Annotated in this window: 14 protein-coding genes; 1 reads left to right on the forward strand and 13 read right to left on the reverse strand. The window is 70.2% G+C overall.

Annotation, left to right across the window (positions count from 1 at the left end; all coding sequences use genetic code 11):
* The 13 genes from RUH65_RS07525 to RUH65_RS07585 all read right to left on the reverse strand — a co-directional run.
* A partial coding sequence (locus RUH65_RS07525; protein WP_313816717.1) for a DEAD/DEAH box helicase occupies nt 1-1098 on the reverse strand: 1098 nt, incomplete at its 3' end.
* A gap of 95 nt (nt 1099-1193) precedes the next feature.
* Entirely contained in the window at nt 1194-2060 is an 867-nt protein-coding gene (gene tatC, locus RUH65_RS07530; protein WP_313816718.1) for a twin-arginine translocase subunit TatC, read from the reverse strand.
* Nucleotides 2061-2078: 18 nt separating this feature from the next.
* Nucleotides 2079-2375 (reverse strand): Sec-independent protein translocase subunit TatA, encoded by a 297-nt coding sequence (gene tatA / locus RUH65_RS07535; RefSeq protein WP_313816719.1) that lies wholly within the window; start codon nt 2373-2375, stop codon nt 2079-2081.
* Between the two features lie 38 nt (nt 2376-2413).
* Nucleotides 2414-4498 carry a WYL domain-containing protein gene (locus tag RUH65_RS07540; protein ID WP_313816720.1) on the reverse strand — a complete coding sequence of 695 codons (2085 nt, stop codon included), beginning with the start codon at nt 4496-4498 and terminating at the stop codon, nt 2414-2416.
* A gap of 7 nt (nt 4499-4505) precedes the next feature.
* Nucleotides 4506-4901: an FKBP-type peptidyl-prolyl cis-trans isomerase gene (locus tag RUH65_RS07545; RefSeq protein WP_313816722.1), complete on the reverse strand. Its 396-nt coding sequence runs from the start codon at nt 4899-4901 to the stop codon at nt 4506-4508.
* Nucleotides 4902-4966: 65 nt separating this feature from the next.
* Nucleotides 4967-5974, reverse strand: coding sequence for an FKBP-type peptidyl-prolyl cis-trans isomerase (locus tag RUH65_RS07550; protein ID WP_313816723.1), 1008 nt, complete (start codon nt 5972-5974; stop codon nt 4967-4969).
* Between the two features lie 103 nt (nt 5975-6077).
* A complete protein-coding gene (gene pafA / locus RUH65_RS07555) occupies nt 6078-7550 on the reverse strand; it encodes a Pup--protein ligase (protein WP_313816724.1) in 1473 nt (490 codons plus the stop codon).
* Between the two features lie 5 nt (nt 7551-7555).
* A complete protein-coding gene (locus RUH65_RS07560; RefSeq protein ID WP_313816725.1) occupies nt 7556-7759 on the reverse strand; it encodes a ubiquitin-like protein Pup in 204 nt (67 codons plus the stop codon).
* A 68-nt stretch (nt 7760-7827) separates the two neighbouring features.
* Complete coding sequence (gene dop / locus RUH65_RS07565) at nt 7828-9501, reverse strand: depupylase/deamidase Dop (RefSeq protein ID WP_313816744.1); 1674 nt, start codon at nt 9499-9501, stop codon at nt 7828-7830.
* 50 nt (nt 9502-9551) lie between these two features.
* Nucleotides 9552-11339, reverse strand: coding sequence for a proteasome ATPase (gene arc / locus RUH65_RS07570; protein WP_396179797.1), 1788 nt, complete (start codon nt 11337-11339; stop codon nt 9552-9554).
* 167 nt (nt 11340-11506) lie between these two features.
* Nucleotides 11507-12607, reverse strand: coding sequence for a tRNA (adenine-N1)-methyltransferase (locus tag RUH65_RS07575; protein ID WP_313816726.1), 1101 nt, complete (start codon nt 12605-12607; stop codon nt 11507-11509).
* A 26-nt stretch (nt 12608-12633) separates the two neighbouring features.
* A complete protein-coding gene (locus RUH65_RS07580) occupies nt 12634-13779 on the reverse strand; it encodes a site-2 protease family protein (RefSeq protein WP_313816727.1) in 1146 nt (381 codons plus the stop codon).
* The gene (locus RUH65_RS07585; RefSeq protein ID WP_313816728.1) at nt 13776-14537 is read right to left on the reverse strand and encodes an HAD family hydrolase; all 762 of its coding nucleotides are present in this window, start codon (nt 14535-14537) and stop codon (nt 13776-13778) included. Before RUH65_RS07585 ends, RUH65_RS07580 begins: the two co-directional genes overlap by 4 nt.
* 133 nt (nt 14538-14670) lie before the next feature.
* Here RUH65_RS07585 and RUH65_RS07590 point away from each other — a divergent pair, with 133 nt between their 5' ends.
* Nucleotides 14671-15558 carry a PAC2 family protein gene (locus tag RUH65_RS07590; protein ID WP_396179791.1) on the forward strand — a complete coding sequence of 296 codons (888 nt, stop codon included), beginning with the start codon at nt 14671-14673 and terminating at the stop codon, nt 15556-15558.
* Nucleotides 15559-15628 lie beyond the last annotated feature (70 nt).

Genomic DNA, 15628 nt, shown 5'->3' on the forward strand with positions numbered 1-15628 from the left:
GGAGGCCTGCCCGGAACCGGCGGCGCCGCCGTCGTACCGAGTGGTGGCGGTGCGCTCCTCCCGGCCGTAGGGGGCGGAGCCGGACCGCCGGCGATCCCGGGGCTGGCGGCCTGCGCCGTCCCGGCCGCCGCTCCGGCCCCCGCCGGTCTTGCCTCCGCCGGTTTTGCCGCCGCCGCGGCCCCGGGGGCCACCGCGGCCGCCACGGTAGGTGCTGCGGCCGGGACGTCCCCAGTCACTGCGCTCCTCGCGGCGTCGCTGGTCCTCGGCCAGGCGTGCCAGCTCGGGGTTGAGGACCAGTCGGCCGCCCGAGGTGTCCTGGGGCTCCGGCGCGGGCTGGGCCTCCGAGGCCGGGTTGTCGCTGACGGGGGCGACCTCGTCGAAGGCCACCTCCGTGGCGAAGAGGTCGTAGAGCTGATTTCCGGCCATGACGTACTGCCACAGGGGCACGGGACGGTGCTCGGAGACCACCACCGAGGTGGAACCGCGCACCGTGTCCAGCCAGGCACCGAACTCCTCCGCATTGGAGACGGTGGCGGACAGGGAGACGAGCTGCACGTGCTCCGGGAGGTGGATGATGACCTCTTCCCACACGGCCCCGCGGAACCGGTCGGCCAGGTAGTGGACCTCGTCCATGACCACATAGGCCAGGTTCGTCAGCGTGTCGGAATCCGCGTAGAGCATGTTCCGTAGCACCTCGGTGGTCATCACCACCACCTCGGCCTCGGAGTTGATGGCGGTGTCGCCCGTCAGCAGACCCACCCGGTCGGCTCCGTAGGTGGCGACGAGTTCCTGGAACTTCTGGTTGCTCAACGCCTTGATCGGCGTGGTGTAGAAGGCCTTCTGGCCGTGGGTCAGGGCGAGGTGGATGGCGAACTCGCCGACCACCGTCTTGCCGGCCCCGGTCGGGGCGGCCACCAGGACGCCGTTGCCGGCCTCGAGTTCACGGCAGGCCTCGGCCTGGAACGGGTCCAGTTCGAAGCCCAGCGTGGTGGTGAACCGGCCCAGTTCGGTCCGGGCGTCCGCGGCCCGGCGTTTGGCGGCCGCGTAGCGCTCCGCGGGGCTCGGCTGGCCGGTGGTATTGTCCGCGGAAGGTGCCATGGGGCCAGCCTAGGACATGGCCGGGTCCTGCCGCCGACGGGACCGGCAGAGCCCGGCCGGTGGTTGACCGGCGGTGCCCGACGGGCGGCTGGCGCCTACAGTTCGTCGAGGGACGCCGGACCCGTGGTGAGGTACTCCTCGTTGTCCTGCTCCGCCTTCGCCGTGCGCTTGGCCCGCCGCTTGTCGTTGAACAGGCAGATGATGATGGCGACGCCGAACAGCAGGATGAGCGGCATCGCGAGGTAGAACATCGTGATGGCGTCCGAGCCCGGGGCGGCCAGGGCGGCGATGAGCGCGATCAGGAAGACGGTGATCCGCCAGTGCTTGATGATCTGCCGACCGGGAAGGACCCCGATCATGTTCAGGCCCACCAGTGCGACGGGCAGCACGAGGGCGAAGCCGAAGGCCAGGAACAGCCGGAGCACGAAGGGGATGTAGACATCCGCTGAGATCACGTTGGCGGTGCCCTCCGGGGACAGCCCCACGAAGAATTGCACCGCCTCCGGGAGGACCAGCCAGCCCAGCGCGACACCCAGGACGAACAGCGGGACGGCGGCCCCGATGAACCCCAGGGCGTAGCGCTTCTCCTTCTTCTTCAGCCCGGGCACCACGAAGGCCCAGACCTGGTACAGCCAGATGGGGCTCGAGATGACCAGCCCCACGAACAGGGCGACCTGCAGCATGATGTCGAAGGGCTGCCCCACCGCACTGAAGGACACCGTCACGATGCGGCCCTCGTCGGAGAGCCGGTGGACCGGGTCGATCAGGGCCGAGAAGAAGGGCTGGTAGATGATGAACCCGACGATCGCGCCCAGGGTCAGGCCGACGCCGGCGATGATGAGGCGGTTGCGCAGTTCCTTGAGGTGGTCCTTGAGGGCCATCTCCCCCGCGGGGTTGTTCTTGCGGGAGGCCCGGGTGACCTTGGTGCGCTTCGGGCGGGCCGCCTTGGGAGCAGAGGTCATGGAGGCGGAGACCTGCTGCTACTGCTGGTCGTTGGTGCCGGTCTTCCGACCGTTCCGCGTGCCGTCCGCGTCACCGTTGACGATGCGGCCCTCGACGGCATCCGAGCCCTCGGCGTTCTGACCGTCCGCGGAGTCCGCGGTGTCCTGGGCGTCCTTCGTGCCGGTGCCGTCGTCCTTCATCTGCTTGACCTCAGACTTGAAGATCCGCATCGACTGGCCGAGGTTGCGGGCCATCGCCGGCAGCTTGGGGGCCGCGAACAGCAACAGCACGATGGCGATGATGATGACGAGTTGCCATCCCTGAAGTCCAGCCATGGGGAGCGTCCTTTCGATTGAACGTTGTCGAGTTTACGTCACACCGAGGGTCCGGTGCCCAGGGAGACACCCGGTGACGGTGAATTCCCGGTGACGTATCCGGTCCGGGCGCGCTGGAGCCAGTCGACGGTCGAGTCGACGAGCTCCTGGGGGGCCAGCACCCGGAACTCCCCGCCGAAGCGGGCCGCCTGGGCGTGGGCATAGTCAGCGTGGGCGAGCCTGATCTCCGCGATCACCGAGCCGTCGTCCAGGACAGCGGTTCTCTCCGGATCGAATCCGGCGGCGAGGTCACGGATCCGGTGGGCGAAGTGGATCGTCACGGCGGTCTCGTCGCCGTGCTGGGTGAACAGGCGGTCGTCGACGGGCAGCTGACGGGGTTCGAAGGTCTCCCCTGTCTCGCGGACGGCGGCGATCCGGTCGAGGCGGAAGTTCCTCCGGCCGTCGCTCGAGCGGCACCAGGCCTGCAGGTAGCCGTGGCCACCCTCGCTGGTGATGCGCAGCGGCTCCACGGTGCGCGTCGACGTCTCGTCCCTGGTGGCGGAGTGGTAGTCGATCGAGAGCAGGGTCTGTTCGCGGACAGCGGCGTGCAGCCGTCCGGCCAGTTCGGTGAAGGGACCGAAGTCGAACCCGGCCACGATCCCGTCACCCGCCTGCTCCACTTCGGGGCCGGACACCGCCAGGATCTTGTCCAGCGCCGACGTGGTGTCCTGCCGCTCGGTGTCCGTGAGGCCCGGGATGCCCGCTGCCGCGCGGAGGCCGATGGCCAGGGCGGCGGCCTCCGGAACACTGAGGCGAAGAGGGCCGGAGAGTCGTTCGGCCTGGGTGATCCGGATCCGGCCGTCCTGTTCCAGGACTTCGAACTGCTGTCCGGCGAACTGCCGTTCGGGCATGCCGCAGAACCAGAGCTCGTCCAGAATGGCGGTGAGCTCACGGTCGCCGACGTTGAGCCGCTCGGCGAGTTCGGCGCGGCTGATCCCGTCCCGCTGGTTCGCGAGCCCGATGGCGTCCACCACCGCGGCGACCTTGTCCCGGTCGGTCCTGCGGTTGCGGCGCCGCTTCGGTGTGCTGAGCGTGTAGTCCGGCCGTGCCGCCCTGTGGGCGGCCAGGGCCCCCTCGAGCAATGTCACGACGGCGGCCCGCAGCGGGTCCTCGACGTCCGGAACCCGGGCCACAGGTCCCGCCGCGGCGATGCTCCCGGCCAGTTCCGCCGGGCGGGTGTAGATCATCTGGACCTCGTCCCAGCCCTCCGGCACTGAGGTGGTGTTGCCGGTGGGTCCGGCACCGATCCGCAGATGGACGGCCCGGCCGGTGGCCAGATGCAGCACGGTGGAAGCCGGTTGCCGCTGGCCGGAGACCACGTCGTGGACCGCCTGGATGTCGAGGTCGGCGGGTCGGAGCGGGGCGCGCGCGTGGGCAGGACCGGCCGCGGCCACCCGGGGCTCGGACTCGAACCGGGTCAGCCGGAAGGTGCGCTGCTGCTGCCGGTCGAGGTCCCAGCCGACGAGGTACCAGACTCCCATCGGGTTGGTCAGCGCCCAGGCCCGCACCGTCCGGTCCTCGGCGCGCTCGGCATTCACAGTCCGGTAGCGGAAGCGCACCACCGACTGGTCGCGGACCAGGTCCCCGAGTTCCGTCAGGTAGCGGTCCGCCCCGGCCAGGCGCACCCCGAAGGCCTCGTGGTCAGAGCCCGACGTGGCCTCGAGCCAGTCCTCCCCCGCATCCACCCGGCCCAGGGCCCGGACCACGGCCTGACCGATCTCCGAACCGGCCCAGGCGGATTCCGCCCGCATCAGGGCCAGGCGCTCCCCGTTGGTGAAGGGAACGGCGGGCAGGTACATCCGGTCCTCGTCGATGCGGTAGCGGACGTCCCCGCCCGGCTCCGAGGACTCGAAGCCGGACTCGTCCTGGACCGTGAAGGACTCGAGCGGCACGCCGATGCCCTTCAGGACCTCCTTGTCACGCGTGAACATCTTCTCGAACGCCGCCGCTGACGGTGACAGTGCGTAGGCGTCCACGGAGCTGACCAGGTACTCGCGGGTGACTCCGCGGCGGCCGCTCGCCAAGAGCACCCACAGCAGGGAGACGATGCGCTCCGTGGAGCGCGCTGGCGATGCGGCGGACACGGTGGGTTCAGTTGATTCCGACGAGGTCCACCACGAAGATCAGGGTCTCGCCCGGGCCGATCTCGCCGCCGGCGCCGCTGTCCCCGTAGGCCAGGTGCGGCGGGATCTCGAGACGGCGGCGGCCGCCGAGCTTCATGCCCAGCAGGCCGTCGTCCCAGCCCTTGATGACTTGGCCGACGCCGACCTGGAAGTCCAGCGGCTGGCCGCGGTTCCACGAGGCGTCGAACTCGGCGCCGGTGGACCAGGCCACCCCGAGGTAGTGGCAGGAGACCCGGTCGCCGGACTCGACGGCCTGGCCGGAGCCCTCGGCGATGTCCTCGATGACCAGCTCTTCCGGCGGGTTCTCACCGGGGAACTCGATCTCCGGGCGGGTGCGGTCATAATTGCGCTGTCCGAAGGACATGGGTTTCTTCCTTCCAGAAGGTGGGGCAGAGAACAGTTCTGCTCAGTTCTGCGGTCCGTCCCAGCCTACTCAGACTCGGGGGATGCTGACTCCGCGGGGGCCGATTCTGAGGGGGCCGGCTCGGTCGACTCCGGTGCCTCGGCTGGTGCCATGGTGTGCAGGATGTCCACCACGAAGACGAGGGTCTCCTCCTGGAGTTCGTGGCCGTCGGAGTCGCCGTAGCCCTTCTCCGGCGGCACCACCAGGAGCACCTGGGAGCCCACCTTCTGGCCCTGCAGGCCCTCGGTCCAACCGGCCACGACCTGGTCGAGCTGGAAACCGGTAGGTTCGCCGGTCCACGAGGAGTCGAACTCCTCGCCGTCGGACCACTTCACGCCCTTGTACTGGACAGTGACGTAGTCACCCTCCCCGACCTCCTCGCCGTCGCCTTCGATGAGGGGCTGCACCACGAGTTCGGTCGGGGCATCGCCCTCGGGCGCGGCGATGGTGGGCTCGCCCGAGTCCTCGTTCAGGGTCACCTCGGGGAGCGCCTCGTCCGTGACCTCCACGGATTCGCCCTCGGCGCGCGCCGGCCGGACGTCGGCGATCTGGAAGACCATCAGCTGGTCCGGGGCGCCCTGGCCCATCTGGGCCCCGGGCATGAAGAAGGAGATCTGCGCGCCGACCTTGTTCTGGTCGAGCATGTTGTAGAGGACGTCGTTGCCTTCCTTCAGCGTGTCGTTGAGGAACACGGCCTCGGAGCCCTGGGTGAAGTTCTCGGCGGTGACCTCGCCGGAGGCCGGGTCCACGATGGCGGTCTGCACCAGGGCGATGTCGCCATCATTGACGTCCTCGCCGTCGCCGTCCTTCAGCACGCGGGAGGAGACCTCCTCGGCCTGGATATCACCGTCCACCGTGACTACGGGGGCGCCCTCCTCGTTGACCTCCATGGACACGGGCTCCAGGGCCTCGATGTCACCGGCGCCACGTGGCTCCGGGGCGGCACAGCCGGCCAGCAGCAGGGCGCCGACGATGGACAGGGACAGGGGCGCGGCGGCGCGGGACCGGCGCGATCGGGACTCGGTGCGGGACATGGGATCCTTCGGTTGGTACGGGACGGGGCCGGGCCCCGGGGCGAGGAGGGCGGCGGGGCGGCACCCAGGCCGGGCCGTCACCCGGCCCCTCCAGTCTGTCACGTCAGACTGGATGGACGCTGGATGGGTCGGACTCCTCGCCAGCCGTGTGGTGCAGGTGCGCGATGAGCGCATCCAGCCGATCCGACTCGGTCTGGAACGGGTCCTTGATGCTGATGGCCTGGAGCGGCCGGTCATTGAGCTTCAGGTGCGTCCAGTCGACGGAGTAGGCCTGGCGAGCCTCCCGCGCAGCCCGGATGAACCGGCCCCGCAGTGTGGCCCGGGTGGACGGCGGCGGGTGCTCCACCGCGTCCTCGATGGCGGCATCGTCCAGGAACCGCGCGGCGGCCCCGCGCGACTGGAGCAGCGAGAACAGGCCTCGCTGGGGGGTGATGTCGTGGTACGAGAGGTCGAGTTGGGCGATCCGTGGCGCATCCCAGTCCAGGGAGTTCTTCGTGGCGTACCGGGACAGGAACCGATGCTTGATGGCCCAGTCGATCTCGGTGTCGATCCGGGAGTAGTCTCCGCTCTCCACGGCGTCCAGGGTGCGCTCCCAGAGATCGAGCACGGCTGGCACCTGCTCATGGTGGGGGCCGTGGTCCCGCACGAAGGCGGTCGCCTGAGACAGGTAGTGGCGCTGCAGCTGCAGGGCAGAACGGTGCCCGCCGTTGCGCAGGTCGAGCTGGGCGGTTCCGGTGAGGTCGTGGGACACCTGCCGGATGGCCCGGATGGGGTTGGCGAGCTGGTGGTCGCCCAGGGGCGTTCCTGCCTCGATCATGCGCAGGAGCAGGTCGGTGGCCCCGAACCGGACCAGCTGGGTGGTCTCGGACATGTTCGAGTCCCCCACGATGACGTGCAGGCGGCGGTATTCGGCGGCGTCCGCGTGGGGTTCGTCCCGCGTGTTGATGATGGGACGGGAGCGGGTGGTGGCGGAGGAGATGCCCTCCATCACGTGGTCGGCCCGTTGGGAGAAGGCGAAGTGGGGTTCCGCGGTTTCGGGCGTTCTCGACTCCGTCCCGTCGGCCGGGTGCAGCCCGCCGTCGCCGGCCCCGGAACGGCCGCCGATGGCTTTGCCCGCCCCGGAGACCAGTTGCCGGGTGATCAGGAACGGGATCAGTGCCTCGGACAGCCGGCGGAACTCGGTCCGCCGGTTGAGCAGGTAATTCTCGTGGGAACCGTAGGAGTTGCCCGCGGAGTCGGCGTTGTTCTTGTACAGGTAGATGGTCCCGGAGAATCCGTCGGCCCTCATGTGTCCGGTGGCCTCGTCGATCAGCTCCTGCATGACCCGCTCGCCGGCCTTGTCCACCGCCACGAGCTCGTCCAGGGTGGAGCACTCCGCCGTGGCGTATTCCGGGTGGGAGCCCACGTCCAGGTACAGCCGGGAGCCGTTGGTGACGAACACGTTGGAGGAGCGCCCCCACTCGACCACGGGGCGGAACAGGTACCGGGCGACCTCCTCGGGAGTCAGTGGCCGTGAACCCGGATGGGAGTAGTGCACGCCGAACTCCGTCTCGACGCCCATGATCCTGCGGTCCATGCGGGCTACTGGCCGCCCTTCTGGACGAAGCCCTTGACGAACTCCTCGGCGTTCGTCTCCAGCACCGAGTCGATCTCGTCGAGCAGGCTGTCCAGGTCGGCGGTGCTGGACTTCCCTGCGGCGCCCGTGGGCGCCGGCGTGGGATCCGCGTCAGGACCGTTGGCGGAGTCTTCCTCGCGGTCGAAGGATGATCCGTACTGCTGTGACATGGTCGCTCCTGATGCTGGTGATGGTCGTGCTGGTGATGGTGATGTCGGTCGGTGAGGGGGTCAGGGGGTCAGGGGTGCCGGTGGTGCCGTGGCGGGCCGGCCTGGACCCGGGCCAGGGCCTCGAGCAGCCGCCCGTAGGATCCCTCCGCCGCGGGCTCGTCGAACACCGCGGGCAGTTGTTCGGCCGAGCCGGCCAGCGGCTCTCTCTGATGGAACCGGTAGAGGGGGCCCTCGCCGTCCTCGCGCACCAGGAGGGTGTCCCAGCTGGCCCCGACCACGTGACGCCCGAACACGTCCACCGTCCGTCCGCGAGCCCAGGCCCGGGTGTCCCGCGGAGGAGTGTCGACGGCGTCCCGGATCCTCTCGTCCGGCACCAGCCGGCGGATCGAGCCACGGCGCAACAGGGCCTGGTAGAGCCCCTTGTCCGGGCGCAGGTCCGCATACTGCAGGTCCATCATCCCGAGGCGGGGATCGTCCCAGTCCAGGCCGTGGCGCTGCCGGTACCCGGACAACAGCTGGTGCTTGGCCACCCAGTCCAGCCGGTCCGCCATGGCGGCCGGATCGGTGCCGAGGGTCTCGACGGAGTCCCGCCAGGCCCGCAGCACGTCCAGGGTGGCCTCGTCCCCCATGCCGAAGCGGGAGACATGCCGCTCGGCGGCCTCGAGATAGACCCGCAGGAGCTCCAGCCCGGTGGCCTCACGGGCCCCGTCCGGCCCGGTCCCCTCCACGGGACGCACCAGGGGCACGGCGGCCTGCAGGGTGGGGTCGTGGCTGATGCGCTGCAGGGCCGCCACGGGATCCATGAGTTCCACCTCCGGGGCGGTTCCCAGCTCGATCATGGAGAGCACGAGGGCGGTCATGCCGCAACGCAGCCAGGTCGCGTACTGCGAGAGGTTGGCGTCCCCGATGATCACGTGCAGCCGGCGGTACCGGTCGGCGTCGGCATGCGGCTCGTCCCTCGTGTTCACGAGGGGGCGCCGCACCGTGGTCTCCAGGCCGACCTCCTCCTCGAAGAAATCCGCCCGCTGACTGATCTGGAATCCGGGGCTCGACCCCGTGACACCGAGCCCGACGCGACCGGCGCCGCAGATCACCTGCCGGACCGTGAAGAACGGCACCAGGTGCCGTGCCAGCTCCTCGAAGTCCAGGCTGCGGGTCACCAGGTAATTCTCGTGAGCGCCGTAGGACACCGACTTGTTGTCCGTGTTGTTCTTGTACAGCAGCACCTGGGGCTCCCCCGGCGCCGCGGCGATGCGTTCCGAGGCGGCCAACGCCACCAGGTCGCCTGCCTGGTCCCACACCATGGCGTCCACGGGGTTCGTGGTCTCGGGTGAGGAGTATTCGGGGTGGGCATGGTCCACGTAGAGGCGGGCCCCGTTGGGCAACACCAGGTTCGTCAGCAGGTGCACGGGACTGCCGTCCTCGCCCATCAGGGGCTGATCCGTCAACTGCGTAGGATGGGCCGCCGAACGGGGCAACTGCCAGCCACGGGCGTCCACGAGCGGGGACTCCTCCCCGTAGTCCCACTCCGTGCCCGCCACGGTCCCGCCCCGGGACGTCACGAGGTCCGCATAGGCGTTGACCACCTCCACGGAGAGCACCGAATGCCCCGCACCGGGGTTGGCGGGGGCGTGGACGCCGTACTCGGTCTCCAGCCCCATCACCCGATGGACGCCCCACCCGGCGGTGTCGCGTCCGGCCGGAAGCGCGGCATCGACCGGAACCAACCCGTGCCGGTCCATCACCACGGGCCCGACGCCGGCCACCCTGTCCGGGGGTGTGGGCACGTGCGTCACCGGGACTCCTGCTGGGAGGCGCTCGCCGTCGTCGTGCCGGTGTTCCCTGAGAGGCCAGGGGCGCCTGCGGTCGCTGCGGTTCCGGAGGAGCCCGAGTGGCCGGTGGGGGCCAGGGCGGGAAGAGGGTCCGTAGAGCCGTGACGGACCAGCATGCGGATCCCCGCGACGCGTCCGCCGCGGTGGCCGGAGACCCGGGCCCACTCCTCGGGTGAGGTGTTGTTGGGCAGGTCCTCCTGCTCGGTGAACTCCTCCCGGACGGCCTGCACCAGGTGCTCGGTGCGCAGCCCTTTGGCCTCCTCGGCGGAGCTTGCGGACAGGTAGTCCTTGATGGCCTGCTTCTTGGCCCGGTCCACGATGTTCGCGATGACGGCGCCGGAGGTGAAATCGGCGAAGTACAGCGTCCGGGTGGAGCCGTCCAGGTAGGTGAGCTCCAGGTACTCCGTCTCCGGGCCGCGGGCGAACAGATGGTCGGTGACGGCGGCGATCATGGCCGCGACGGTGTCCGCCCGGCTGCCGTGCCGCTCCAGCTCGGCGGCGTGCAGCGGCAGGGCGGTGGTGAGGTACTTGCTGAAGATGTCCGCGGCGCCCTCGGCGTCCGGCCGGGAGACCCGGATCTTCACGTCCAGGCGGCCAGGGCGGAGGATCGCCGGGTCGATCATGTCTTCGCGGTTCGAGGCACCGATGACGATGACGTTGTCGAGTCGTTCCACACCGTCGATCTCGGCCAACAGCTGGGGAACGATCGTGGTCTCCACGTCCGAGGAGACGCCGGAGCCGCGGGTGCGGAACAACGACTCCATCTCATCGAAGAACACCACCACGGGGTAGCCGTCCGAGGCCTTCTCGCGGGCGCGGGCGAAGATGGTGCGGATGTGCCGCTCCGTCTCCCCCACGTACTTGTTCAGCAGCTCGGGGCCTTTGATGTTGAGGAAGTACGAGCGGCGCTCCTCGGTGGAGCGGGCGGCCAGGGAGGAGGCCACAGCCTTGGCGATCAGGGTCTTGCCGGTGCCGGGGGGCCCGTAGAGCAGGATGCCCTTGGGGGCCTTGAGCCCGTGCTCGCGGTACAGACCCGGATGCAGGAACGGCATCTCGATGGAGTCGCGGATCTGTTCGATCTGGTCCCCCAGACCACCGATGTCCTCGTAGCTGACGTCCGGGAGTTCCTCGAGGACCACATCCTGGACCTCGTTCAGCGGGACCACGTCGAGCGCCTGGCCGGTGCGTGAGTCATAGGTGACGGCGTCCCCCACGCGGATGCGCTGACCCGAGAGGCGATGCGACCGGCGCACCACGCGTTCCTCGTCCCCGCGCCCGACGACGACCAGCAGGCCGTCGTCCAAGGTCTCCTTCACGCGGACCAGCTCCCCGGCCCGTTCGGCCTCGAGCACGGACACGATGGTCAGGGACTCGTTCAACAGCACATCGGAGCCCGGGGTGATCCGGGCGGGCTCCAGCAGCGGGGACGCCGTCACCCGCATCCGGCGGCCGTTGTGGATGACGTCCACTCCACCCTGCACCGTCGCGGCGATCTCGACGCCCTCGACGGGCTCGCGGGCGGGGTGGACCTCCAGGACGGTGGCGAAGGCGAAAGGTGCCTCCCCGTCCAGCTCCAGCGCCGCCTTGAGCGTGGTGATCTCGTCCCGGGTCTCCTCCAGCAGGTCGACCATGCGTCGGTTGTTCCGGGCAGCGGCCTGCAACTGGTACTCGAGCGTCCGGTTCTTCTCCACGAGAGTGGAGGCGCGACGCTTCGCCGACTCCAGCTGGTGTGTCAGGCCGGACTCCATCGGGGTGGTTCCGGCGGTGGTGGGATCACTCACGGATACCTTTCCGGCCAACCGGATCGGGGATGCCTGAGGTCAGCCTTACCTCTTCATCCTAAGCCTGTCCACGAACACTGTGGTGCGCTTGGCTGGTGGCGTAACCCGGCTCCGGCCGGTGGAGGGTCCGCCGGTCAGAGGTCTGCCGGATCGACCGGCTCCACGGTGTCTGCGGCCGTGGCCGCGCCCTCACCCGGATCCGGGTCGGCGAGGTGGCGTCGTGCGCCCCTCTGCTCCATGGACGCCGCCTCGCGGGCCGCCTTGCGGGCCTTCTTGTCCGTGACGGGACGTTCGCCCAGGGCCTGCGGGGTCCAGCGTGATTCGTCCTCCGGTTGCCAGGCCTCCACGTCCACGGCCTTGAACTCGGAGACCTTGGATCGCTTCTTCAGCGCCAGGGCCTCCTGGCCGGTGGCCAGACGACGGCAGACCAGCAGGAAACCGGTGTGGGCGACCATGCGGTGATCGGGTCGTACGGCCAGGCCGTCGAGGTGCCAGCCGCGGACCATGGTCTCCGAGGCCTCGGTCTGAGTGAACCGTCCGTCCTCGCGGATCGCCTCGGCCACGCGGGAGAGCTGAGTGGCGGTGGCGACATAGTTGATCCACACGCCGCCCGGCGCCAGCACGGCCGCGACCGCGTCCAGGCACTCCCACGGGGCCAGCATGTCCAGCACCACGCGGTCGACGGAACCGGGTTCATGGACCGCGGTCATCTCCGTCTGCGCGTCACCGAGGTGGATCCGCCAGGCCGGGTGCTCCCCGCCGAAGAAGGTCTGGACGTTGGCGCGGGCCACGTCCGCGAACTCCTCGCGGCGTTCGTAGGAGTGCAGTTCCCCCGCGTCCCCCACCGCGCGCAGCAGCGAGATGGACAGACCGCCGGAGCCGACGCCGGCCTCCACCACCCGCGCGCCGGGGAAGATGTCCGCCATCTGCACGATCTGACCGGAGTCCTTGGGGTAGACGACGGTGGCCCCGCGCGGCATGGACAGGACAAAGTCGCTGATCAGCGGTCGCAGGACCTGATAGTCGTGACCGGCAGAGTTACGCGCCACCACGCCGTCCGGGCCGCCGATCAGGTCGTCGTGGTGCAGGACGCCCTGGTAGCTGTGGAACTGCCCGCCCTCTGTGAGGGTGATGGTGTTCAGGCGTCCTTTGGCGTCCTTGAGCTGGACCCGCTGGCCGGGGCGCAGGGGGCCACGGCGTTCGTTGACGCCGGTGGGGTTGGGGATGTCGGTCATGCGGCGGTGGTCCTTCTGGTGGGAGGTCAGGGTCGGCGACGGCGGCCCGTGGTGAGCCACTGGACCACCTCGGGTTGGCGGAGCACACCGCAGACGGTGCCGTCGGGAGCCAGTACAGCGTATTCCGCGCCGTCCACCGCGGCGAGCCGGTCCACGAGGGGGCGGCCGGCATCGGAGGCACGGACCACGGCGCCGTGGGACAGTGCCCGGGCGGTGGCCGCGGCCAGGACGGACGAGGCGTCCCGGTCCTGGACACGGGCCAGAGCGGCCTCGTCCACGATGGCCTCCGGCTGTCCGGTGGGGCCCACGAGCACTGCGAGCGTGCCGGAGGGCCGGCTCCGTACCTCCGCCACGGTGGCTGTGTTGAGGAGGCCGATGGCCGGGTGCATGAGCTGCGCGGCGGTCAGGCCCGGGACCCGCAGCCGGAGCTGGGCGCCGCGGATGGACTCGGTGGCACCGGTCCAGAGGAAGTAGCCGACCATGACCAGGATGACGATCAGCGGGATATCAGCCGGCCGCCCCTGCACCAGGGGCACCAGCACGACCCCGACCACCAGGGCCAGCACGATGACGCGTCCGGCCCAGCCCGCGGCGACGGTGCCCTTGTCCTGGTCCCCCGTGGCCGCCCACACGGCTGATTCGACGATCCGGCCACCGTCCAGGGGAAGGCCCGGGAGGGCGTTGAAGACCGCCACCAGCCAGTTCGCGTAGGTGAAGATGCCGAGCAGCAGGCTGCCGACGCCGTCCGGGGCCCACGTGACCATGAGCAGTTGTCCGCCGAGGGCCAGCAGCACGTTGGCGGCGGGTCCCGCCAGCGCCGTGACGAGGGAGCGGCCCGGAGTGGCCTGGAAACTGCCGAACTGGGTGTGGCCCCCCCACAGGTTCAGGACGATCTCCGTGGTGGGCCAGCCGAATGCCCTCGCACTGGCGGCATGGGCCAGCTCGTGGACCAGGACGGAGAGCAACAGGAGCACGGCATAGAGGAAGGCGATCCCATAGGCACCGATCCCCAGTTCGGGGAACAGCCGTTGGACCTGAGGCCCGAACAGCACCACCACGAACAGGGCGATCAGCGACCAGCTCCAGGACAAGTAGACCGGAACGCCGATCAGAGAGCCGAGGCGGAGCTTCCCGCGGCGGTCGGAAGCGGACTCGAGTGCGTCGCTGCTCACGAGGCAGCCGACCTCCGCGCGGCCACCGTGGCGAGGTCGCGGGGGGTGCGGCCGGCGAGGGTGGTCCACTTCTCCCACCGTGGGTCATCGGGCAGGGGGAGGACGTGTGGGACCGCCACGACGGCCAGGCCTGCGCCGGCCGCGGAGAGCAATCCCGGCATCGAGTCCTCGACCGCGACGCAGGCGCTTCGGTCCAGGTTCTCGTGGCGGCGCGCCATGACGTCCAGTGCTGTCACATAGGGCTCCGGGTCCGGCTTGCCCCGCAGGACCATGTCCCCCGTGACGAGGAACTCGAGTGAACCGGCGGGGACGGACTCGGCGACCACGGCGGCCAGCGGGGCGTGGGACATGGTGACGAGGGCACCAGGCACGGCGGCATCGCGCAACGAGGTGAGCAGTTCCCTGGCGCCGGGGCGCCACGGCAACGATCGCCGCACGCCGTTGACCACGTCCGTCATGGTGTGCTCGATGATCTCCCCCACGCTGAGTGTGACCCCGGCTTCCTGGAGCAGGCGGGCGCCGTGGTCCAGTGCCTGGCCCACCAGCCCGTGCGCCAACTCGGCGGTCCACCGCCCACCGGCGGCCTCCACGAGGGCACGCTGGCTCTCGTTCCACAGGGGTTCGGTGTCCACGAGGGTGCCGTCCATGTCCCAGAGGACCGCTGCGGGCACCGCATCCGCGGCCGGACCGTCCGCGGACAGCGGGGTCGTCGAGCGGTCCTGTGGGCGCGGGGCGCCTGCGGAGGATCGGATGGGCATGCCTACCAGTCTAGTGGCGGACGGACGGGTTCCTGACGACGGCCGGACCGGACCGTCCGGGTCCGGCTCAGGTCCGGCTCACATCCGGCACGTGTCTGGCACCCCACGTTCACCCGGGTCTAGGGTGGCCATCATGGCAGAGATGGACGGAACACCAGCCGGGCAGTCGGGACTGCGCGACCATCTGGGCGGAGTGGTCTCCGGACGCCGGCCAGTGGTCATGGTCGCAGCCTTCGAGGGCTGGAACGACGCCGGCGAGGCGGCCACCAGCGCGATCGACCTGCTGCGCCGCCAATGGGGTGCGGCCGCGGCCGGCTCCCTGACGGATGGCGACTACTACGACTACCAGTTCACCCGGCCCACGGTGGTGCGCGACGCCGATGGGCTCGGCACCTTGTCCTGGCCGCAGACGCGCATGTTCCGGGCGACCGACGTGGAGGGCCTCGACGTCATCCTGGTGTCCGGGGCCGAGCCCAGCTACCGATGGCAGGCCTTCACGGCCGAGTTGCTGACCCATGCCGCTGAGCAGAATGTGGACGCCGTGATCATGCTGGGGGCGCTGCTGGCCGACGTCCCGCACACCCGGCCACTGCCAGCCATGCCCTCCAGTGCAGATCCCGAGATCCGGGAGGCCCTGGGCGCCCAACGGCCGACGTATGAGGGGCCGACCGGGATCGTGGGCGTGCTGACGGACACGGCCGCGCGGGCCGGACTGCCGACGGTGTCCGTGTGGGCTACGGTCCCCCACTACGTCTCGCAGGCGCCCTCCCCCAAAGCGGAGCTGGCCCTGCTGCGCCGGATCGAGGACCTCGTCCAGGTCAGCCTGGACCTCGCGCCGCTGGTCGAGGACGCCGAAGCCTGGGAACGCGGCGTGAACGAACTCGCCGGTGAGGACCCCGACGTCGCCGCCTACGTGGAACAACTGGAGCGCGCGCGGGACACCGAGGAACTGCCCGAGGCCTCGGGCGAGGCCATCGCCCAGGAATTCGAGCGGTACCTGCGCCGGCGCGGCCGGGACTAGCCGGACCTGGTCCCGTCCCCGGCGGTGGATCCCGGTACGGGACGAGGACGGTCCCGGACCTCGGGCCGGT

Source organism: Citricoccus sp., from assembly GCF_032154715.1.
Lineage (GTDB): Bacteria > Actinomycetota > Actinomycetes > Actinomycetales > Micrococcaceae > Citricoccus.

What these genes read in the sequence shown, in the direction of transcription:
- RUH65_RS07575 (WP_313816726.1), bottom strand. Translation starts at nt 12,607, where the DNA reads ATGACCGACATCCCCAACCCCACCGGCGTCAACGAACGCCGTGGCCCC.
- RUH65_RS07585 (WP_313816728.1), bottom strand. Translation starts at nt 14,537, where the DNA reads ATGCCCATCCGATCCTCCGCAGGCGCCCCGCGCCCACAGGACCGCTCG.
- pafA (WP_313816724.1), bottom strand. Translation starts at nt 7,550, where the DNA reads ATGGACCGCAGGATCATGGGCGTCGAGACGGAGTTCGGCGTGCACTAC.
- arc (WP_396179797.1), bottom strand. Translation starts at nt 11,339, where the DNA reads ATGGAGTCCGGCCTGACACACCAGCTGGAGTCGGCGAAGCGTCGCGCC.
- dop (WP_313816744.1), bottom strand. Translation starts at nt 9,501, where the DNA reads ATGGACCGGCACGGGTTGGTTCCGGTCGATGCCGCGCTTCCGGCCGGA.
- tatC (WP_313816718.1), bottom strand. Translation starts at nt 2,060, where the DNA reads ATGACCTCTGCTCCCAAGGCGGCCCGCCCGAAGCGCACCAAGGTCACC.
- tatA (WP_313816719.1), bottom strand. Translation starts at nt 2,375, where the DNA reads ATGGCTGGACTTCAGGGATGGCAACTCGTCATCATCATCGCCATCGTG.
- RUH65_RS07545 (WP_313816722.1), bottom strand. Translation starts at nt 4,901, where the DNA reads ATGTCCTTCGGACAGCGCAATTATGACCGCACCCGCCCGGAGATCGAG.
- RUH65_RS07560 (WP_313816725.1), bottom strand. Translation starts at nt 7,759, where the DNA reads ATGTCACAGCAGTACGGATCATCCTTCGACCGCGAGGAAGACTCCGCC.
- RUH65_RS07550 (WP_313816723.1), bottom strand. Translation starts at nt 5,974, where the DNA reads ATGTCCCGCACCGAGTCCCGATCGCGCCGGTCCCGCGCCGCCGCGCCC.
- RUH65_RS07590 (WP_396179791.1), top strand. Translation starts at nt 14,671, where the DNA reads ATGGCAGAGATGGACGGAACACCAGCCGGGCAGTCGGGACTGCGCGAC.